The organism is Cyclobacterium sp. SYSU L10401, assembly GCF_010993705.1.
Classification (GTDB): domain Bacteria; phylum Bacteroidota; class Bacteroidia; order Cytophagales; family Cyclobacteriaceae; genus Cyclobacterium.
The window spans coordinates 1,079,675-1,099,173 of sequence record NZ_WOFO01000001.1; the positions used below are offsets into that span (position 1 = coordinate 1,079,675).

Annotated in this window: 19 protein-coding genes; 10 read left to right on the forward strand and 9 right to left on the reverse strand. The window is 42.5% G+C overall.

The window, feature by feature from the left end; genetic code table 11:
* The first annotated feature begins 233 nt into the window (after window positions 1-233).
* The 3 genes from otsB (at window position 234) to GL182_RS04535 (ending at window position 7,068) form a co-directional block, all read left to right on the forward strand.
* Entirely contained in the window at window positions 234-1,799 is a 1,566-nt protein-coding gene (gene otsB / locus GL182_RS24195) for a trehalose-phosphatase (protein WP_163378352.1), read from the forward strand.
* A gap of 64 nt (window positions 1,800-1,863) precedes the next feature.
* The gene (locus GL182_RS04530) at window positions 1,864-4,260 is read left to right on the forward strand and encodes a glycoside hydrolase family 65 protein (RefSeq protein WP_163378353.1); all 2,397 of its coding nucleotides are present in this window, start codon (window positions 1,864-1,866) and stop codon (window positions 4,258-4,260) included.
* Between the two features lie 33 nt (window positions 4,261-4,293).
* Window positions 4,294-7,068 (forward strand): cation-translocating P-type ATPase, encoded by a 2,775-nt coding sequence (locus GL182_RS04535; protein WP_163378354.1) that lies wholly within the window; start codon window positions 4,294-4,296, stop codon window positions 7,066-7,068.
* Window positions 7,069-7,355: 287 nt separating this feature from the next.
* Here the strand turns inward: GL182_RS04535 and GL182_RS04540 are convergent, their stop codons facing one another.
* On the reverse strand, window positions 7,356-7,472 hold the full coding sequence (locus GL182_RS04540; protein WP_163378355.1) for a dodecin domain-containing protein: 117 nt from the start codon (window positions 7,470-7,472) through the stop codon (window positions 7,356-7,358).
* A gap of 245 nt (window positions 7,473-7,717) precedes the next feature.
* On the reverse strand, window positions 7,718-9,058 hold the full coding sequence (locus GL182_RS04545) for a M48 family metalloprotease (protein ID WP_240469578.1): 1,341 nt from the start codon (window positions 9,056-9,058) through the stop codon (window positions 7,718-7,720).
* A gap of 300 nt (window positions 9,059-9,358) precedes the next feature.
* Between GL182_RS04545 and GL182_RS04550 the strand changes: the two genes are divergently transcribed.
* Window positions 9,359-10,705 carry a M28 family metallopeptidase gene (locus tag GL182_RS04550; protein WP_163378357.1) on the forward strand — a complete coding sequence of 449 codons (1,347 nt, stop codon included), beginning with the start codon at window positions 9,359-9,361 and terminating at the stop codon, window positions 10,703-10,705.
* A 198-nt stretch (window positions 10,706-10,903) separates the two neighbouring features.
* The gene (locus tag GL182_RS04555; RefSeq protein WP_163378358.1) at window positions 10,904-11,404 is read left to right on the forward strand and encodes a tail fiber domain-containing protein; all 501 of its coding nucleotides are present in this window, start codon (window positions 10,904-10,906) and stop codon (window positions 11,402-11,404) included.
* A 25-nt stretch (window positions 11,405-11,429) separates the two neighbouring features.
* Here GL182_RS04555 and GL182_RS04560 read toward each other — a convergent pair whose 3' ends face one another.
* From GL182_RS04560 to GL182_RS04570, 3 genes are read right to left on the reverse strand one after another with little or no spacing between them, the layout of a single operon-like run.
* Window positions 11,430-11,714 carry a hypothetical protein gene (locus tag GL182_RS04560; RefSeq protein WP_163378359.1) on the reverse strand — a complete coding sequence of 95 codons (285 nt, stop codon included), beginning with the start codon at window positions 11,712-11,714 and terminating at the stop codon, window positions 11,430-11,432.
* Between the two features lie 26 nt (window positions 11,715-11,740).
* On the reverse strand, window positions 11,741-13,297 hold the full coding sequence (locus GL182_RS04565) for a serine protease (RefSeq protein WP_163378360.1): 1,557 nt from the start codon (window positions 13,295-13,297) through the stop codon (window positions 11,741-11,743).
* On the reverse strand, window positions 13,290-14,153 hold the full coding sequence (locus GL182_RS04570) for a hypothetical protein (protein WP_163378361.1): 864 nt from the start codon (window positions 14,151-14,153) through the stop codon (window positions 13,290-13,292). The genes GL182_RS04565 and GL182_RS04570 overlap by 8 nt, the downstream gene beginning before the upstream one ends.
* Before the next feature lie 250 nt (window positions 14,154-14,403).
* Between GL182_RS04570 and GL182_RS04575 the strand changes: the two genes are divergently transcribed.
* From GL182_RS04575 to GL182_RS04595, 5 genes are all read left to right on the forward strand, one after another.
* Window positions 14,404-14,685 (forward strand): YciI-like protein, encoded by a 282-nt coding sequence (locus GL182_RS04575; RefSeq protein WP_163378362.1) that lies wholly within the window; start codon window positions 14,404-14,406, stop codon window positions 14,683-14,685.
* Between the two features lie 160 nt (window positions 14,686-14,845).
* Window positions 14,846-15,028, forward strand: a complete 183-nt coding sequence (locus GL182_RS04580) for a hypothetical protein (RefSeq protein ID WP_163378363.1) — start codon at window positions 14,846-14,848, stop codon at window positions 15,026-15,028.
* Complete coding sequence (locus GL182_RS04585) at window positions 15,025-15,348, forward strand: UvrD-helicase domain-containing protein (protein WP_205603570.1); 324 nt, start codon at window positions 15,025-15,027, stop codon at window positions 15,346-15,348. The genes GL182_RS04580 and GL182_RS04585 overlap by 4 nt, the downstream gene beginning before the upstream one ends.
* The gene (locus GL182_RS04590) at window positions 15,345-15,839 is read left to right on the forward strand and encodes a 3'-5' exonuclease (protein WP_163378365.1); all 495 of its coding nucleotides are present in this window, start codon (window positions 15,345-15,347) and stop codon (window positions 15,837-15,839) included. Before GL182_RS04585 ends, GL182_RS04590 begins: the two co-directional genes overlap by 4 nt.
* Before the next feature lie 74 nt (window positions 15,840-15,913).
* Complete coding sequence (locus GL182_RS04595) at window positions 15,914-16,921, forward strand: glycosyltransferase (RefSeq protein ID WP_163378366.1); 1,008 nt, start codon at window positions 15,914-15,916, stop codon at window positions 16,919-16,921.
* 334 nt (window positions 16,922-17,255) lie between these two features.
* On the opposite strand, the gene GL182_RS04600 is transcribed toward GL182_RS04595, so the two are convergent.
* The 4 genes from GL182_RS04600 to GL182_RS04615 all read right to left on the reverse strand — a co-directional run bounded on the left by GL182_RS04600 (window position 17,256) and on the right by GL182_RS04615 (window position 19,366).
* A complete protein-coding gene (locus tag GL182_RS04600) occupies window positions 17,256-17,696 on the reverse strand; it encodes an RES family NAD+ phosphorylase (RefSeq protein ID WP_240469580.1) in 441 nt (146 codons plus the stop codon).
* A 23-nt stretch (window positions 17,697-17,719) separates the two neighbouring features.
* Window positions 17,720-18,181 (reverse strand): antitoxin Xre-like helix-turn-helix domain-containing protein, encoded by a 462-nt coding sequence (locus GL182_RS04605; RefSeq protein ID WP_163378368.1) that lies wholly within the window; start codon window positions 18,179-18,181, stop codon window positions 17,720-17,722.
* A gap of 138 nt (window positions 18,182-18,319) precedes the next feature.
* Entirely contained in the window at window positions 18,320-18,943 is a 624-nt protein-coding gene (locus GL182_RS04610; RefSeq protein ID WP_163378369.1) for an MCP four helix bundle domain-containing protein, read from the reverse strand.
* Window positions 18,944-18,973: 30 nt separating this feature from the next.
* On the reverse strand, window positions 18,974-19,366 hold the full coding sequence (locus GL182_RS04615) for a GreA/GreB family elongation factor (protein ID WP_163378370.1): 393 nt from the start codon (window positions 19,364-19,366) through the stop codon (window positions 18,974-18,976).
* Window positions 19,367-19,499 lie beyond the last annotated feature (133 nt).

Sequence of the window (19,499 nt, forward strand, 5' to 3'; positions counted from 1 at the left end):
ATAATAAATGTTTCTATTTAAAAGGCAAATATGTTTTTGATCCTGTATTTTAATAAAGTGCATTGATTTTAACTTGTTCAGTATCAAAATGAACACTAATATTAGAAAAATAAAGAAATTGCGGTTTGATTTGACATGTAAAAACGTATCAAATGGTAATTAGTAAGAAAATCATTTTAGCAATATGTTTTTAAAATATCAAACAGTGATTGATTGATAGTCAATTTAATTATATGCCAATACCTTCAAATTTCACTCTTCAGGCAGTAATCCTGGATATGGACGGTGTCATCACAGATACCGCCAGGCTACATGCTAAGGCATGGAAGCAGATGTTTGATTCTTTTCTAGAGAAGAAGGAGGGAGTAGACTATATGCCCTTGGATATCGAAAAAGATTACAAGCGAAATATAGACGGAATATCCAGATTAGATGGTGTACGTAGCTTTGTTAAATCCCGAGATATTCATCTTCCGGAGGGTAACCCTGAAGACGGATCTGAAAGAGATACCGTTTATGGGTTGGCAAAAAGGAAAAACGATATTTTATTGCTGCTACTGGAGAAGGAAGGGGTATCGGTTTTTGAGGATACGCTGGACATGCTGAAATTTTGGAAGAAGAAAGGCGTAAAATTGGCAGTTATTTCTGCGAGCAGGAACTGCCGGTATATTCTGGAATCTGCAGGGATTTTAGATTGGTTCGAGGTAAGAGTGGATGGAGAAAGTGTTGAAAAGGAGCATTTGCCAGGCAAGCCTGATCCAGCGATATTTCTCAGGGCCCAGGAACGTTTAGCGTCAGATTTGGACCAAACCCTGGTTATTGAAGATGCCATAGCTGGAGTGGAGGCAGCTAAGAACGGGGGCTTTCCCATTGTAGTAGGTGTAGCCAGAAAGGGAAAATCAGGTGATCTTATTCGCGCAGGAGCAGATATTGTAGTTCATAAACTCACTGAAATAGATTTAAAGATTCAAGAAACGATCGGATTGGATATTCCTGAGAATTTACCTCATGCCCTGGAGAGCATGGAGGAGGTATTCAAAAAGCTTATGAAGAAAAGTCCCGTTTTATTTTTTGATTATGACGGCACCCTTTCACCAATAGTTGATGATCCTGACGATGCCAAATTATCTGATGAGGGCAAAACTATACTCAAAAAACTTTCGAAACTCCTGCCGTTGGCCGTGATAAGCGGTCGCGGTTTGGATGATTTAAAAGGTAATATTGGTATTAGGGATCTCATTTATGCCGGCAGTCATGGATTTGAGATCAGCGGCCCGGGGGGGCTGGATAAGCAGCATGAAGGGGGGATTGACATCCTTCCCGAACTGGACAAAGCAGAAACGCAACTCAATAAAAGGCTTGACATGGTTAGTGGATGTGTGGTGGAAAGAAAAAAATATGCCATAGCCGTGCATTATCGGAATGTAGATGTCAAGAAGGTAAGTGAAATTAAAAATGCTGTTGAGGAGATTGTGAAGCAGCGGGACAAGCTGAAAATAGGCAAAGGAAAAAAAATATTGGAGCTGAAACCGGACTTTAATTGGCATAAAGGGCACGCCTTAAACTGGCTGCTGGAAAAGCTGGAACTGAAAACAAACCGTTACTATCCCATATTCTTCGGAGATGACATTACGGATGAGGATGCATTTGAAATGATTCAATCTTCGGGACTGGGTATTCTTGTAGGTACCCATGGCCAGAAAACCCATGCCCATATGCGGCTTGAGGATACGGGGGAAGTGTATTTGTTTTTGGAAGAGTTGATAGAATGGCTTGAATCAGGGGCACGTAATTCCTAAATGGGAAGGATGACCCAGGTAGGTCGAAAGTCAGAGATTTTGCAAGCATAAAAGATTGAGAGTAATGGAAAGATTTAGTATCACATACACAAACTGGAAACCTAAAACACAAAAATTAAGAGAAGCTTTATGCACCTTGGGAAATGGCTATATCGCTTCCCGGGGGGCGGTAGAAGAAAACCACAAAAATGAATTCAATTATCCCGGTACCTACCTTGCCGGAGGGTATAACCGTGCAAAGACTGAAGTGTCAGGTAAAATCATCGAAAATGAAGATTTTGTCAATTTTCCAAATTGGTTGTGCCTGACGTTTAGGCCTGAAGGTGGAGAATGGTTGAATCTTCAATCACAAAAAGTCTTGGATTATGAGCAAATCCTAGACATGAAATGCGGGATATTGACAAGGGTATTCCGAATAGAAGATGATGCTGGCAGGCGAACAGCGATCAGAAGCCGTAGATTGGTAAGCATGAGGGATAAACACATCGCTGCGCTGCATTGGTCATTTACACCTGAAAACTGGGATGGAATGGTGGAGTTCGATGTTGCACTGGATGGCACCGTTATCAATGATAATGTAGATCGTTACAAGGATCTGGAACGGCAGCATTTGGAGCCCCTCGAAACAGAAAAAATAGGGGATAATTCCATTTTTTTAATGGTACAGACTCTCCAGTCCAGGATTATCATGGCTCAAGCCGCCAGAACCACTTTTTTAAAAAATAATAAAGTCCTGGAACCAGTGACCGAAACCTATCAGAGCAAAGGGTATATTGGTCAAGTATTGCGTACAGAGGTCAAGAAAGGCGAAACATATACCCTCGAAAAAATTGTAGGAATTTTTACTTCCAGGGATCGGGCGATCAGTGAACCTGCTGTGGAGGCGAAGAAGTCCATTGTACGTGCCGGGTGCTTTGAGGAAATCTTCCAGAGGCACACCGATGCTTTTAAAAATTTATGGAACAGGGCAGATATTGGTATGGTCAATGGGGATCGAAACCAACAGTTGCTTAGGCTCCATATTTTTCATGTGTTTCAATCTGTTTCTACCAATGTTATAGGAATGGATGTTGGGGTTACTTCCAGAGGACTTCATGGAGAAGCCTACAGGGGACATATATTCTGGGATGAGATTTATATTTTCCCATTTCTTAACCTGCGTTTTCCAGAATTGACGCGAAGTTTACTAATGTACCGTTATTATAGGATAGAGGAAGCCAGGTTTGCGGCAAAGGAGGATGGCAAAAAAGGAGCCATGTATCCTTGGCAAAGCGGAAGCAATGGCCGGGAGGAAACCCAGGTAGTACACCTGAACCCCAAGTCCGGAAATTGGATTCCTGATAATACCCATTTACAGCGGCACATCAACGCTGCCATAGCCTATAATATTTGGAGCTACTTTTTAACTACAGATGACCAGCAATTTCTTTCCATTTTTGGAGCGGAGATGTTCCTGAGCATTGCAGTTTTCTGGGAAAGCATGACTACCTATAATAAAGAAAAAGGCCGGTATGAAATTCTCGGCGTAGTAGGTCCGGATGAATACCACACTTCCTATCCGGATACCGATCAATCGGGATTAAACAATAATGCTTACACCAACGTAATGGCCGCCTGGGTGATGCAAAAGGCACTGGAAATTCTTAGCCTCATTGAAAAAAGTAGGAAAAGAGAGTTACTTAGGGAGCTTGATATCAAAAATGAAGATTTGGCAGTATGGGAGGATATCAGTAAAAAAATGTATGTACCATTTATTGATAAATATATTATTTCACAATTTGAAGGATATGAAAAACTAGAGGAATTTTCCTGGGAAGAATATCAAAACAAATACGATGATATCCAAAGGCTCGATAGGGTATTGGAAAGTGAAGGAGACAGTCCAAACCGATACAAGGCCAGTAAGCAAGCGGATGTACTGATGCTTTTTTATCTATTTTCCAAAAGCCAGATATCAACGATTTTTGAAAATCTGGGGTATGATTTTTCTGAGGAAATGATCCTGAAAAACATCCGGTACTACAGCAAAAGGACTTCTCACGGGTCAACTTTAAGCCGATTGGTGTTTTCCTGGATTTTAATCAAATATGATCAGCAAAGATCCTGGGAGAATTTTGAGGCCGTTTTAAAAAGTGACTTTGAAGACATACAGGGAGGAACGACAGCCGAAGGTATACACCTGGGTGCCATGGCAGGATCATTGGATCTTGTGCAACGAGGATTTCTTGGGCTGGAGGTAGGGGAGGAGGCCTTGTGGATAAAGCCTCCTATACTGGAACCCCTGAAAAAAATATCCATAAAGGTGCAATACCGCAGGCACTGGATTGCGATCTCTCTACATGAAAAAAAGTTGACCATTTCATTTGAAGAGGGATGGAGAAATAAAGTTAAAATTGGCGTAGTGGACAAGGTCCATGAGTTTAAATTGGGCGAAGTAAGGGAATTTGACCTGGAGAAGTAATAGATATTTACTTTTTTTTCAACAAACAAGTCGATGAATAATTCAAAAGAATCAAAATTGAAGGTGGAAGACGCTTACCAGAAGACCACGGAAGAAATTCTGGAGTTGATGGCTGTAGATCAGCAGCACGGTCTTACTGACGAAGAGGTTGGAAAACGAAGGAAAGCTCATGGACCAAATATACTGGAAGAACAGGAAAAGGAAAGCATATGGAAACTTATCTTGTCACAAATAAATAATCCGGTAATATACCTTTTGTTTGCTGCGGCTGCTCTGGCTTTTGTATTCGGCGATATTCCGGAAGGTATCGCGATTTTGGTTGTGCTTTTGATCAATACTGTTATTGGGTTCTGGATGGAATACAAGGCTCAAAAGTCTATGGATGCATTAAAGAGAATGGACAGGATCCAGGCCAGGGTAATGCGCAGTGGAAAAAAAACGACGATTGATGCAGAAGAGATAGTCCCCGGCGATATTTTACTGATAGAATCAGGTGACCTGATTCCAGCTGACGCTAGGATTTTGGAAGCCAATGAACTGGCAGTGGATGAGTCGCCGCTAACAGGAGAATCAGTACCTGTCAACAAATCAGCTGAAACCCTGGAAGGAGAGAAACAGGTTGCCGACCGTACGGACATGCTTTATAAAGGTACTGCGGTGACAGGTGGTGCGGGAAAAGTGGTGGTATGCAGCATAGGGATGGAAACAGAGCTTGGAAGTATTTCATCCATGGTGGGAGAACAGGAAAAGGAAGAAACGCCATTAAATCAGAAGTTAAATAAACTTACCAAAACGCTTATTTACGTTACCCTCGGTTTAGCGTTTGGTTTTTTAGTCGTAGGCTGGATGACAGGTAAAGAAATCTATCAGCTGATCCAAACTTCCATCGCCTGGACCATAGCCGCCATACCTGAAGGGCTTCCTATAGTGGCGAGCATTGCCCTGGCAAGGGGCATGCTTCGATTGGCCAAAAAGAATGTTATTGTCAAAAAGTTGGAAGCGGTTGAAACCCTGGGAGAGACCACCATGATTTTTACCGACAAAACAGGAACCCTCACAAAAAATCAATTGACTGTCAATACCCTGTTTTTTCCGGACGAAAATCGTATGGAAACAGACTGGACAGAAAATGACAGAGTCAAATTCAGGGAATCGGGTGATCCTGCAAAAAATAAAAATTTAGACCATTTGTTTAAAATTTCAGTGCTGGCCAACGATGCCAGCCTAAAGAAAGAATCAACGGGAGAAGCTGATGATTCAACTGAAAAAAACAGCCAGCAAAAGAAGAAACCAAAAGAGCGGCTAAGCGGGGAAGGAGATGGTGATCCCCTTGATGTGGCATTACTCCATTTCTCAAGAAGTTTTGATTCTTCTGCCTATAAAGGTTTCAGGAAATTAAAAAGAAAATTGCATGACCCTTTTGATTCGGAAGCCATGGTGATGGGTGCTGTATATGAGGATGACAATGGACTATATGCTGCTGGAAAAGGAGCCACACATGCTATCTTGGAGCGCTCCCGAAAAATATTTATAAATGGTGATTCTAAGGATTTTTCTGAGGAAGATAAAAATTATTGGCATAAAAAAAACAATGACTTAGCGGATGAAGGGTTGCGGGTTTTGGCTTTTGCCTACAAAACCATGGACAAGCTACCTGAAGGAAAAGCTGCGGAGGATTTTTTAAGGGATTTGATTTTTATTGGCTTGATTGGATTCATTGATCCACCCAGAAAAGAAGTGGCCGACGCCATTAAAATTTGCAAGGAAGCAGGTATAAGAGTGGTTATGGTGACGGGTGACCATCCCGGTACGGCGAAAAATGTAGGTCAAAAAGTAAAATTATTTGATAAAGAAGAGGAAAATGTGCAGATGGCTCTTTCAGGTAATGAACTCAATGAAAAACTGGAGACCAATGAGCATGATGATATCCTTGGCACCCAGATTTTCTCAAGAGTGGATCCTTCTCAAAAGCTGGAACTGATTAAATATTTTCAGGACAAAGGAGAGATTGTTGCGATGACTGGAGATGGTATCAATGATGCTCCGGCGCTGAAAAGGGCCAATATTGGTATTGCTATGGGAAAAAGGGGAACCCAGGTGGCTCAGGAGGTTTCAGATATGGTATTGAAAGATGATTCATTCGGCTCCATAGTCAAAGCCATCGAACAAGGGCGAATCATTTTTGGAAACATAAGAAAATTCATCATGTATCAACTGTCTTATCACCTGAGTGAAATAGTGATCATAGCACTGATTAGTTTTAGTTTGTTTACCCTACCCTTATTGCCGTTACAACTGCTTTTTTTAAACCTTCTGTCTGATGTTTTTCCTGCTTTGGCATTGGGAGTGGGAGAAGGGAATCCGGGCACGATGAAAAAACTACCCAAGGATCCCGATGAGCCGATTTTAACCCGGAAAAATTGGTTACAAATCAGTATCTATGGTTTGATTTTGTCCATTTGTATATCTGGTGCTTATTTCTATGCCCATTTCGTTTGGGATCAGTCCGAGGAAATATCCAATAATGTGGCTTTTTTTAGCCTTGCCTTTGCCCAACTATTACATGTTTTTAACATGAGAGAAGGAGATGAACCTTTGATAAATAATCAGGTTAGCCGAAACAAATTCATCTGGATGGCCTTGGCGATTTGCACCGCTGCCATCGCACTTGCCTATTTCATTCCCCAGATTTCGGATATACTTTCTTTCCAGGAACTGGAAGCTAGGGTTTGGGCACTCATTGGCATTACCAGCATATTGCCATTATTGATTATTCAACTAATAAAATTCTTTAACAAAAACTTGTAAAATACCCAATCAAAAAGCATCACCGTAGCATGATAATTTGCATGTGGTAAATTATGGATATCGAATAATTGGCTTGTCTTAAAATGAAAGCAACGGGTAAAAAGAATTAATCCAGCATGAAATGTTTGAATTTATCTAAACAGAAATGATCGGTAAGAAAAATTTCACTTCGCAGGGCTATCCTGCCAGGTCTTTAGTTGCTATGCCAAAAGACCATGAATTCAATGTCGTTGATTGCCTGTAATGTTCTATTAGCATAGTTTTTGTTAAGATTTAGAAAATTTAGTTTAAATTGATTTGATGTTTTTAACAGACTTTGATGCCTGAATCAGAGCATTGTGTACCGCATCATCAAAACTTTTATCAGATCTGGCGATTATTTCTAACACTATAACAATTGCCATACCTTTTAGAATTTGTGGGTTGAATACTGAAAACCAATCTGGATTCCTGTCTTATATAAAACTCCTCAGACACCATGTCTTATTGATTTTATTATCAATCAATCAAATAAAATTTTAGAGTTATAATTAGTTAACCTCGCTTTTTTCCCACCAGGTGGCATTATGGTATTGGTAACACCCCATTAAAAATACCTTTTGGAAAGAATAAATGGTTAAGTTCACCTGGCAATTACAGCAATTTGTTATCATTCCACCACCTTGATCAATGTACCCGCTGGCAGCTGTTCGTCAAGCAGCATGCCATTTAAAATGGCCATCTCCTCCAGACGGTTTTCTGGTATTTTGTGGTTTTTGAGGGCCGTTTCCAGGGTCATGGCCTGATTGATACTTTGGATAGCTAATCTTTCGGGTTGACGGTTCAGTTTATCTGCCGCTTTCAGTTCGCTGAAGTTCTTCATGGTACCCAGAAAATCTTGCTCATACCGGCTAAAATTACTTCCCTCCGCCAATCCCATCAGGCGGTAAGTATTGTCAGCATGCCTGATAAAGTAAACCAATAGCTTGATGCTACTGCCCGATTCCTGTTTTTGTTCCGCCAGAAGTTGAAGGGAATTCAGGTTGTTGACCTTTTCTTCGCTTACGGAAAGTACTTCGAGTTGATATTGTTGCACCATTTGGTCGGCCAATTCCCGGAGGTTATCTCCAGAACTCAGGGTAAGCGACATGACCGCCTCTCCGCTTTTTGGGGCCATTTGCACTTGCTGGGGACTGTTTTGCAGGCTCCATTCTTTTGGAACGGGGAAATTAAATTTTAATTCAGGATGATAGAAAACCTGATTTTCTACAAAACCTTGTCTTGGATCTTCCCCATATACCAGGCCTTCTATTCTTTTCAGGTAGCTTTCCCTGTTGACTTTTGTTTCACTCAGGTCAAGTTTTTCTTTCCAGTTTTGCGCCAGTTGGGCTACGGTTACGTTTCTTTCTGCAGGAGAGGGGTGAGTGGAAAGGAATTCGGGTACGGGACTGCCCCCTTCTTTTGTCTGTTGGCGTTCCAGGGTTTCAAAAAAACCGGCCATTTCCACCGCATCATACCCTATTTTGGAAGAGTATTCTACACCAAGTTCATCCGACTGCCGCTCTGCATCCCTGCCAAAACTCAGCAGTGCCAATTGCATTCCCTGAGAAAGGGGTTCTACAAATTCAGAAAGTTGGGGAACCAACACGATTCCGGCAATCATTCCCAGCTGGCCCAGCATGGCGTTGCGCTGTTGTATTACAGAATGCCTGGCCGTGACATGGCCGATTTCATGGCCAAGTACGCCTGCAAACTCTGCTTCATTGTTGAAATGAGCCATGATACCCCTGGTAAAATACACAAAACCACCCGGTACGGCAAAGGCATTGATTACAGGGGAGTCAACGATTTTGAACTCATAATCCAGTTTTGGCCGGTGGGAGACGGCAGCCATTTCATTCCCTTTTTCTGTAATAAATGCCTGTAAGTCGGGATCATCATATCTACCAAAAAAAGCCATGATTTCAGGGTCAGAAGACTTTCCCATCTCCACTTCCTGTTTTTCCGACATGAGTACCAATTGCTTTTTACCCGTTACCGGATTTCGGGCGCAGCTGATCTGTATGAACAACAACCCAAATAAAATAAAACGTTGGAAAATGAATAGGATGGACATAGCTTGAAGTGTGATGGTTGAGTTTAAATATACTTAACAAATGTTGTGCTATATTTTTTTCGTGGTAGATTTATGCTTACAAAACATATGGATACATGAAATCTACACGATTGAAATCATCATTAAACACACAGGGTAATGATTATTTTAATCGTCAAAGATTCCATCTGACCGCTTAAAACAAATTATAAACAGATGAAAACTGCTACCCTTCTTTTGATCTTGCTATCACCTCTTTCCAGTTTGGCCCAGGTTGCTGGAATACACCGGATGCCCGCTATTCAAACCAAGGTGGAAGAAGTTTCCAAAGACAGTCTCGAATCTTACCTGGAAGACCTGGTCAGCTTTGGTACCAGACACAGTTTAAGCCCAGACCAGGATAGCAGGGGGATAGAGGCCGCCAGACAATATGTTTTGAAGAAATTTCAATCCTATGAGCATGCCTCGAATGGACGTTTGACCGCAGCGATCGACTATTTCACCGTAGCAGCAAACGGAAGAAGGGTATTGGAAGATACCCGCATGGGCAATGTGATGGCAACCCTAAAAGGTACTGATCCGGAGGACGACCGGATTTTTATCGTTAGTGGACACATTGACAGCCGGGTTTCAGATATCATGAATGCGGAAGATGATGCACCCGGTGCCAATGATGACGGTTCCGGTGTAGTGGCCTTGATTGAGATGGTGCGGATCCTGAGTCGGAAAGACTTCCCTGCCACCATCATCTTTGTGGCGGTATCCGGAGAAGAGCAGGGCCTGATCGGTGCAGCCCATCTGGCCAGGAGAGCCAGGGAAGAAAACTGGAACCTGGTAGCCATGATCAACAATGACATGATCGGAAACAGTGCATCCAGCGGTACGGATATACGCGACAATACTAAACTGCGTGTCTTTAGTGAGGGAGTACCCCTTTTGGAAACTGAGCAGATGGCCTCCCTTCGCCGGTCAACCAATGCCGAAAATGACAGCAAGTCCCGGCAACTGGCCCGGTACATCAAGGAAATAGGGGAACGTTACGTAGATCAGCTGGAAATCAAATTGCTGTACCGAAATGACCGCTTTTTAAGAGGGGGTGATCATACTCCCTTCTCCAGAGAGGGATTTACCGCCGTGCGCTTGTGTGAAATGAATGAAAACTACTACCAGCAGCACCAGGACCTGCGTACTGAAGAGGGTATACAATACGGGGATCTTATTGAGCACATCGATTACGAATACTTGCGAAAAAATACCGCCGTTAACCTGGCTGTCCTGGCAAATCTGGCCACTGCTCCATCGGTTCCCGAATCTGTAGGACTGGATATCAGTGGACTAAGCAATTCCACCCTGTTGCGCTGGGAGGCTCCGGAATATGGTACAGCAAAGGGTTATTATGTGCTGATGCGGGAAACCAGTTCGGCCATGTGGGAACGGAAATTTTATACCGAAGAGATGGAGCTGGAATTGCCCTATTCCAAAGACAATTACTTCTTCGCGGTACAAGCTGTAGGTGAGGGAGGAGCTGAAAGTTTGGCGGTCTTTCCCCGGCCGGTTCGGTAAAGGGCTGAACAGGGAGTTAGGCAACTGATCTACATTTATAGGAGTAATATTTACTCAGATCGGTCCGATTTAATCGGCGATTTTTTAGTGGACGCTTTGGGGGAGGAAAAGGTTTAACATAATCAAGCTAATATCCTTTATTCTAATAATATTTTTTATAAATTGGTGATGTTTCGAAATAATAAAAGCCAATCCACTATGAAACCAAACATTCAAATTCTTCTTGTCTTAATTCTATTTGTAGGTTTTTCGTCATGTTCGTTAGATGATGATGACAGGGATATCAAAAGAGAAATTTGCAATAATAATATCGATGACGATGGTGATGGACTGATCGATTGCGCCGACAGCGATTGCTCTGAAGATGATAATTGTGTACAGGCTGGTTCGGATTACAGGTTAAAAGACAATATTTCTTTGCTTCAATATGGGCTGTCAGAAGCCTTGCTATTGGACGCAAAGATCTACACCTATAAATCCGATGAGTCCTCAGAAAAACGTATGGGTTTTATGGCCCAGGATGTACAATCAATTATGCCGGAATTGGTTAATATTGATAAATCCAACCAACACCTAAAACTAAAATACATGGATTTAGTGGCAGTTTTGGTCAATGCAATTCAAGAGCAACAAAAGATGATTGAAGCTAACGAACAACAAATAGAAATGCTTATTTGCGAAATTGAAAAGTTAGAGTAAGTCAACTATTTTAGAAACGCTTCAGCTACCTTTCCAAGACTTCTCGACAGTAATCTCCACTATTCCTTCCTACGGTATGCAAATGAACCTCGCAAACCGCTACAAGTTGGCCGGTTGCTGAATAGGTTCGGAAATAGGAACGGCCAGTGGATAGACTCTTTTGACTTTTGGGTAGGCGCAACTTCTTTATGATATAAGTTTGAAACAGGTCTTTCATACCAAAAAACATTTTTTCGGAAGGATGCCAGGATAGAATTTTCCATTCGTCTCCCTCTTCGATCGCCGTCAAATCCGAAATGGCCGTCTGCACTTCACTCTATGTCATCGAACCTGGTTTCAATAGGCAAAATTGGTCAGGTGTGCTGCAGCAAAGGTTTTAAATACCTGGTTGAAGTAGGTGCAATAGGCTGCATACATTCCGGGGTTGTTGCAATCCAGGCCGTATGTCATGGCTAAGGTTAGCATTTCTACAGGTACCGGGATGGTGGCAATAGCCAGAAAGGTTTTTTCTTCGGTCATGAGCAGTGTCATGTATACATAAAAGCCATATTGCAGGCCATCCTGTCCCATAAGGTATTCATTGCCCAGCGAAAGGATCCAGGCTACTTTCCTTCCGCCCTCAAACTCGTCCCAGGTGGAATAGTCCTCATCAATGGTAAATCCACTCATGCCATATCGATAAGCAAAATTTTGGTTGATAATTTCTCCCATAAGCAAAAGCAATTCCTCGAAATCTGTTTGGGAGAAATCACTTTGCATGCCATAAAAATAGAGTTGCATGTCATTCCCATCAAAGTTGGTTACCTGAAAGGCTTCCTCAGCTGGGTTGAATTGCAGAGAACGTCCTTCCGGTACGGCGAGTACCACACCATTATTAATGTCTTCGTAAATGTCAAAACGCATGTTTTCATAGTCCAGCTGGATGTTGATGTCAAGGGAAAACTCGTCGGCTAGCTTTTGGATGTTCTCAGGGTCATCAGAAGTTTCCATCATTTCTGTGAGCGAGCGATTTTTGGTAGCGTAAAACTCAAATCCGATGGCCTCAACCGGCCCCTCATCCATTTTGCTAAAGCTGCTTTCCAGTATTTTTTCTCCAGAATCTGTATTTCTTTCTGTTTCATCGGCTGCTATTTCTATTCTGGCAGCAGCGGAGAAGAGCTGAGTCAGGTTTTCAAATCCGGCAGGTAAGCTCGATAAGGTAGAGGCTTCCAACTCCGACAGGTAGCTTGCAGGAATGATCCAGCTTACGTTGCTGGCACCTTTTTCCAGGCCTCCATCTCCTATGCCTATCAGCCGGGTTTGAGAGTCAAAAACGGGTGCTCCTGAAAATCCGGGTAGCAGGCTTCCTTCCAGATAGAGTATGTTCAGGTCCAGGGCAGGAAACCCTATTCTGGCCAGGGCATCTTTGTCCTTTTTCGGGATGAGGTTAGCCAATGTTTCAGGGTCAACATATCCTTTTTTCATTTGCCTTGACGAACTTCCGGTAGCCCCGCCATTGTATCCCAAGGCAAATACATCTGTTCCTATCGCGACTTTTCCCGAATGGAAATTGGTGATAGGCAGCAGCCCGGAAGGAAGGACTGGTTGGCCCGGCAATAATTCCAACAGAACCAGATCTGCCTTTTGAAGCACCTTTTTAATCCGGGCTTTTCTCCAGGCCTGGCCCTGATACAAAACCCGAATTTCTCCGGTTGGGCTCATGCCATGCAGGGAAGTCACTATTTGATCGGGAGTTTTCCAAAGAAAGCCGGTAAGGGAGTTGGACTCCCGGCTGTTGATGGATACGATTACCTTTACCAGGGAATGCTTTACTTTATCGGGATTAAAGGTTTGTGCTGGCAATTTTATATACCACAGCAGCAAAACAAGTAGTATCCAGGACAATTTATTCATGGTTCAATACATTTAGTAAGGATACATAGACCCGTTTTCTTTCGGTTGCATGGAAGCGTTTCCCTAATTCATCCTGTAGCCGGTTCCAGGGCTGGGAAGCATTCCCGAATTCCTCTTCGATCTGTTCTAAAGGGGCTCCGGCAGCCAGATTTCTGAGGTTTTTACCTACTTCAATGGTCCCCTGACCGGGACTGCAGAAACTGTCTCTCAAGGTCAAAAGTGCAAGGACAGCCACAGGTTCCGGTAAGTCCCTTTTAAAAGCAATCACAAATTCCCCCCATATTCCTCCTGCAGTCTCAAAAGTATTGAAAATCTCAGCCGGAGCTGTTTCTGCATTGGCATAAATCAGGAAATCACAAGCACCAATCTCTATTTCTGAAGAATAAAGTACATTCGCCTGCCTGATGGCCAGTGAGGAAGAGTCTGCTCGGATAAATCCGGTGACAAAGGCTTTGGCTTCAGCTTCCGAATAGCCAATAGCCAGATATTCTTCCATTTTATCTGAAAGGGTAGGAGCAAATGGGTCATTGGCCCTGATGTAAAGGCCAAGGATAATTCCGATTACGGAAAACAGTCCAAATGCGCCAATCCGGAGGCTTTTGATAGGATCCAGAAATTTTTCATTCAGTCCGATGAGTATGGCCAGTAGAGAAGAAATCGTTCCGATAACACCACTGACAACAGGAGAAACAGAGAGCCCGAGTAAAAGTCCCAGGAATAGACCTATTCCCAAACCATTGAAAACGGCAGCAACTCCCTGAAGGAGATTAGGTTTGGTATTTCCGGCCCCATCTGGAAGCAGTTTTTCAAAATTACTCTTCGGGGATGTACTTTCGTCGTGAGTGGAGTCCTCCATGGTGGTTGTTGGGTTGGTTGTAAGGCCAAACCTGGGATTTTTCTGAAAACGGTGCAGAAAGCAGGTTTAACCATACAATATAAGTATTTATGGCTCAAATGATACCGGCTTTATTATCTTTTATAGTTTAATGGGCTGAAAATAAACCTACTGACCATAATGATTTCATCCCATCAATGGATAAGGGTTGATTGTTTTAATTTTCTACCATAAATCAGTAAAATTGTATCTGAAGTCTAAACTTGTTGACATGAACCATTACCTGCTAACCTACGAAGTAGCCGAAGATTATGTGGAAAAAAGAATTCCCTTTCGTAAAGCACATTTGTCGCTTGCGGAAAATTATTTCAGGAAAGGGCTCCTCATTATGGGTGGTGCATTGGCTCATCCGGCCGATACGGCCGTATTGGTTTTTCGTTGTGAAGAGGTTAAAACTGTAGAAGATTTTGTAAAGCAGGATCCGTATTGGCAAAATGGCCTGGTAAAATCCTGGAAGATCCGGGAGTGGACCGTGGTAGTGGGAGTTAATTAGATTGGCGAAAATCTTGATTTCTGGGGATGTCTTGATTTTTTTTCTCATTGACATAAAGAATTATTCCATTCCATTTAGTGATCGCACAGCTCAGCCAGGATCTTACAGGTATGGAATTTTCCTTCAAATAATATAGATAAACGATTATCAAAAGAATCCTATGGATCAGAAAGAAGAAATCCGGTATCTGAACAAGGTGTTGTCAAAATTGGACCGGGCTATACAGGATATCAACGAAAGGGTAAATGTTCAGAAAAGGGATATCGACGAGGCAATAGATCATCTTCAGGAACATAAAAGAGACATGGCCAAATCCGGAAAATGCTTCCATCTACTAGTTTGAGAGTACTATATAGAGGCTTTTACCAGTGGATGGACCGATCCGAAATACTGAAGATCAGAAAGGGATCACACCATGAATATGCAGATGTGTATCTTTTGGTTTATTTGAAATACAGGCTGGAGGGTCTTAAACCTTTCTATAAAATCAAGCACCTGATCGTAGATGAAATGCAGGACTATTCTGCGGTACAGTATCACGTGCTTAACCGGCTTTTCCCCTGCAAAAAGACTATTCTTGGAGATACCAATCAATCTGTCAACCCATTCAGCACCTCCAATCTGTCAACCATTAAAAACCTGACCCAAATTCTGAATGCATGACAATGCTAAAGAGTTACCGGTCTACTTTTGAAATAACGGAATTTACAAAGCGGATTAGTGCCCGGGTAGCCGTGGAACCGATTGAAAGACATGGAAAGCTTCCTGAGGTGAAAAAATTCCAGGGGGAGGATGGGGAGATCCGGTATTTAAGGGAAGTTGTAAATTGTTTTGATAAGGGAGAATACAACTCTTTGGGGATTATTTGCAAAACCCAGGAACAAGCGGATCGGATATATGCCTACCTGAAGGAGGAAGATGGTGCCATCAGCCTGCTTGATGCCAGCAGTGTGGCCTTTGCCGGAGGAAAAGTGATCACTACTGCCCATTTGGCAAAAGGTCTTGAATTTGATCAGGTACTGGTTACATTTGTAAATCAAAAAAATTACCGATCGGAACCTGACCGTCAAATGCTGTATGTTGCTTGTACCAGAGCCATGCACGAATTGGAACTCACATATTCCCAATCCATCAGCCCGTCTCTTATAGACTAGTCTGATGTTGAAAAACACAAGTGTTTGCCTGGAAGGTGAAAGGAAAGTTTGACAACTGTGTTTTGCCAATTCCAATGATCAAATTATCGATAATTATACCGGTCAAATTTGACAATCCCTTTTTTAAAAGGAGCCTGGAAAGTACGCTGTACTTCATGGACAATAATACCATGGAGTTAATTCTGGTGTCGGACCATGCCGATGCAGCCTGTATGGAAATCATGGAGCGCTATGTCAGTGAAAGAAAAGAAACAATCAGGCTAATGCAATCTCCGGGAACAGGCATAGTCGATGCACTGAATGCCGGACTTGGCAGGGCCCGCGGAGCGTATATTGCGCGCATGGATGCAGATGATATATGCCTGAATGACCGTTTTGTACGACAACTGCAATACCTGGAAAATCATCCGGAAGTAGGTTTGGTCAGTTGTTTGGTTCGGTACGGGGGAGATTTTGAGAAGAATGCTGGATTTGCTCGTTTTGTGGAAGGCTTAAACCAACTCGATACCCACCAGAAGATGTGTGCCAGGCGTTTTGCAGAAGCTGTTGTAGCGCATCCCTCAGTAATGTTTCGAAGAGAATTGCTTCATTTGGGGACCTACAGGAAGACCAATTCAAGAGGCGAAACCGTTCCCGATGATTTTGATCTTTGGCTTCGTTGGTTGAACAAGGGGGTGGTTTTTGCAAAAATTAAAGCATTTCTGCTGGAATGGACAGATCTGGAGCATCGGCTCTCAAGGACAGATCGGGCTTATGCAAAGCGATCGTTTAGGAATGCTGCGGCTGCCGGATTTAGTATTCCTACAACCAAGCCGGTTTGGGTTTGCGGCTATGGCCGACCGGTGGAGCGCAGGCTGGCACCATTCAAAGCAAGAGGCCTAATAATAAGCGGTTACATTGCTTTGGAGGAGAGGGAAAGATCGGATGGAATACCTGTAATTACCCTTGAGAACAGTCAGGGACTCCGCGGAAAAGCTTTGATCCTGGCAATGGTGGGAAATATGGAAGGTAGAGCTTATATCCAACAGTTTTTTGATGATGCAAATTTTCAGGAAGCTGTCGATTACCTCTGGATGGTATAATAGGGATTCATTTTTTTTGATGATTTAGGCTTCAGTTTTTCCCTGAGACCTGCTACAGCAGTATCACTACCTAGAAGTAGGAGGATTTGATGCTCGTCAATCAATCTACAACAGAAAACTCAATAACCTGCACCACCGTTGAGGGTATATTGATATAAAATGATTCGCTTTTCAGTCTTTTGATCAATTGAACTTTGGTTTTATATCCCATCTACAGTGTTTTAAATAAATAAAAAGTACCGGAAAGATAAGGAATAATTCTACCCTTTCTTTATCTGGCATGATGCCAGCTACCAAACATTAGAGAAACCAATTTGGCCAGGATTAGATACAGTTACCTGACAATCCTGTGATCCAATTGTAGCGGATAGACTTTGAAATTTACAGGATTAATTTTTTCGGATAAGGGATTGATGACAAAATTTAAGGAGCTTGGATCTACAACTGATGGTACGCCAAAACAAAGCAGGCCGGATCTCAACAAATCAGACCCAAACTGCTGTGATTTTACCTTTGGGGGTATGGCATCCCATTCAGCAGGCAATTCCTCTAAATCAGGAATGTACACCCCATCCTTAGGAATATCGAATTCCATCACCGCATAAAGGATATAACGCTCGGAGGAAAAAAGTTCAGCATCTATAGTAAGCCGCTCCAGCAAGGAAGAGGAGACGAAGGAACTCCCATATAAAGCAGGGATACCGGGTAGATTCCACCTTCCGCCATACAGTTTTGCCCCTTCACCACTACTATCACAGTATTTCGTCAAAGCCATCCGGTATATTTTCATATATCCAGCTAAACTGCTATTCCGTGCTGCAAACGCATGATTTCAGCTTTTAAGAGATTAAGCCCCTCTGAAACATCGATTAATTCGATAGGCTTAATATTACCAATGGAAAAAAGGGGTCGTTCCATCCACCGCCTAAATCCTTCCTTTCCAAAATAAGTATTGCCCAGGGCATACAATTCCGCCAGTTGGTACAATTTTTCGGACTGTATGGCATCAAAAATCTCCTTCCGCTGAAGGGTTTTGGCAGAAACTCCCAATGCTGCAGCCAGCGTGTTATTGTCCAAACCAGAAACTTCCTTAAGCCTTTTAAAGGATTTTTTCCCCAGGCCATTGCGGAAAGTTGCTACCCGATTTAAAGGCTCATTCAACCAGTTAATTTCTACATCCAGGATTTCTTGTACAGTTTTTGGGGCCTTTTGATAGGAGGCAACTCCAGGTTCATTCACTTTTGAGGACTTTTTGGCCATCGTTTAACTGGTAATTTGTCCCCTAAGATAAGGTATTTTGTCCGGAATTTAAATTTTTATCCAATTTTTTTCCAATCATCAGGCCAAGGTCATTTCATCTGATCTCGTCCTTCCATCAAAGGTTGTTGCTGCTTAATTTCAGTTTAATTTAAAAGGGGCCATATGCCCGGGATGGAGACGGTTGCTGGAAATGATCAGGGTCTGGATCAAAAGGAGGACAAGTATTAAAGCGACTATTTCCAGTTGGGCAAAGCTTTCTCCTGAATGGATGATTTTTTCCGTTTGTGAAATAATGGCCTTTCCTTCTTCCATTTGGATACGGGAAAGCTTCTGCAATTCGGCCAGAGAAAGGGTAATTTGCTTTTCTAAATCAGAGAGAAGCAGGCCTCCCAATGGAGAGGACCTGATCTTATCCACCCTTTCTACCAGGTGGCGGAGATGTTGCTCCTCCGCCACTGTCAGTTGAGTTTTCTGAAACAATTCGATCCGATCATCAATGAATTCAATTTTTTCATTGAGGAACTGGGGATTTTCGGTTGTGCTTTCCTGATAATGTTTCCTGATCTCCGAAAAAGCCAGTGAAATGTCGTAAATATACCCTTCCACCATTAGCCTATCCTGATACATGGCCGTCATGGCTTTACTCATTTTATTGGCATTACTTCTTTCTTTAAAATGGTTGAGTAAAACGACGCCTACAATAACCATTAGCAGCAATGAAAGCTTGCCTTTGTTTCGGATGCTATATGCCCATTTCATCATTTTTTGGAAAACTGGTTTGAAAATTGATTTTTAACTCACAGGTATGGATTCAGGATTACTCACTTTAAGGATTTGAATGGTTCTTTTCCCTCCGGGTAATTTCCATTCTATACTATCTCCTTCCTTAAAGCCGATCAATGCCACGCCCAGGGGAGAAAGCAGGGAAAGTTTATGACTGCTCAGGTCTGCATTTTTTGGGTGTACCAGGGTCATGCCTATTTGTTGCCCCCCTTCCTCAAACCTGGCTTCAAAATAGCTGTTTAATTGTATGACATGCTGTGGTATGGTCCCGTCAGGGACTTTTTTGGCTTTTTGAATTTCGGAAACCAACTGTCTTACTTCTTTCGTTTTCTCTCCGGGAGTCAGGTTGCCTACTAATTTTAGGATGGTTTCCACATCCGTTACTTTGATAACAGGTATCATGATTTATAAATATTTTAAAGATTTAATAATTACTGGTGATGGCGATCCAGAAAGGGATTGCCTGAAAATACGACCCTCTACCTGTACTTGTGGGGGTAGAGGGTTTAGCTAATGAAGGCTTTATTGTGCCCAA

Excerpts from the sequence above, each read along its gene's own strand:
- otsB (WP_163378352.1), top strand. The coding sequence starts at position 234 with ATGCCAATACCTTCAAATTTCACTCTTCAGGCAGTAATCCTGGATATG.
- GL182_RS04540 (WP_163378355.1), bottom strand. The coding sequence starts at position 7,472 with ATGGCAATTGTTATAGTGTTAGAAATAATCGCCAGATCTGATAAAAGT.
- GL182_RS04580 (WP_163378363.1), top strand. The coding sequence starts at position 14,846 with ATGGATCAGAAAGAAGAAATCCGGTATCTGAACAAGGTGTTGTCAAAA.
- GL182_RS04590 (WP_163378365.1), top strand. The coding sequence starts at position 15,345 with ATGACAATGCTAAAGAGTTACCGGTCTACTTTTGAAATAACGGAATTT.
- GL182_RS04610 (WP_163378369.1), bottom strand. The coding sequence starts at position 18,943 with ATGATGAAATGGGCATATAGCATCCGAAACAAAGGCAAGCTTTCATTG.
- GL182_RS04575 (WP_163378362.1), top strand. The coding sequence starts at position 14,404 with ATGAACCATTACCTGCTAACCTACGAAGTAGCCGAAGATTATGTGGAA.
- GL182_RS04565 (WP_163378360.1), bottom strand. The coding sequence starts at position 13,297 with ATGAATAAATTGTCCTGGATACTACTTGTTTTGCTGCTGTGGTATATA.
- GL182_RS04595 (WP_163378366.1), top strand. The coding sequence starts at position 15,914 with ATGATCAAATTATCGATAATTATACCGGTCAAATTTGACAATCCCTTT.
- GL182_RS04550 (WP_163378357.1), top strand. The coding sequence starts at position 9,359 with ATGAAAACTGCTACCCTTCTTTTGATCTTGCTATCACCTCTTTCCAGT.
- GL182_RS04545 (WP_240469578.1), bottom strand. The coding sequence starts at position 9,058 with ATGTCGGAAAAACAGGAAGTGGAGATGGGAAAGTCTTCTGACCCTGAA.
- GL182_RS04530 (WP_163378353.1), top strand. The coding sequence starts at position 1,864 with ATGGAAAGATTTAGTATCACATACACAAACTGGAAACCTAAAACACAA.
- GL182_RS04535 (WP_163378354.1), top strand. The coding sequence starts at position 4,294 with ATGAATAATTCAAAAGAATCAAAATTGAAGGTGGAAGACGCTTACCAG.
- GL182_RS04605 (WP_163378368.1), bottom strand. The coding sequence starts at position 18,181 with ATGGCCAAAAAGTCCTCAAAAGTGAATGAACCTGGAGTTGCCTCCTAT.
- GL182_RS04555 (WP_163378358.1), top strand. The coding sequence starts at position 10,904 with ATGAAACCAAACATTCAAATTCTTCTTGTCTTAATTCTATTTGTAGGT.
- GL182_RS04600 (WP_240469580.1), bottom strand. The coding sequence starts at position 17,696 with ATGGCTTTGACGAAATACTGTGATAGTAGTGGTGAAGGGGCAAAACTG.
- GL182_RS04615 (WP_163378370.1), bottom strand. The coding sequence starts at position 19,366 with ATGATACCTGTTATCAAAGTAACGGATGTGGAAACCATCCTAAAATTA.
- GL182_RS04570 (WP_163378361.1), bottom strand. The coding sequence starts at position 14,153 with ATGGAGGACTCCACTCACGACGAAAGTACATCCCCGAAGAGTAATTTT.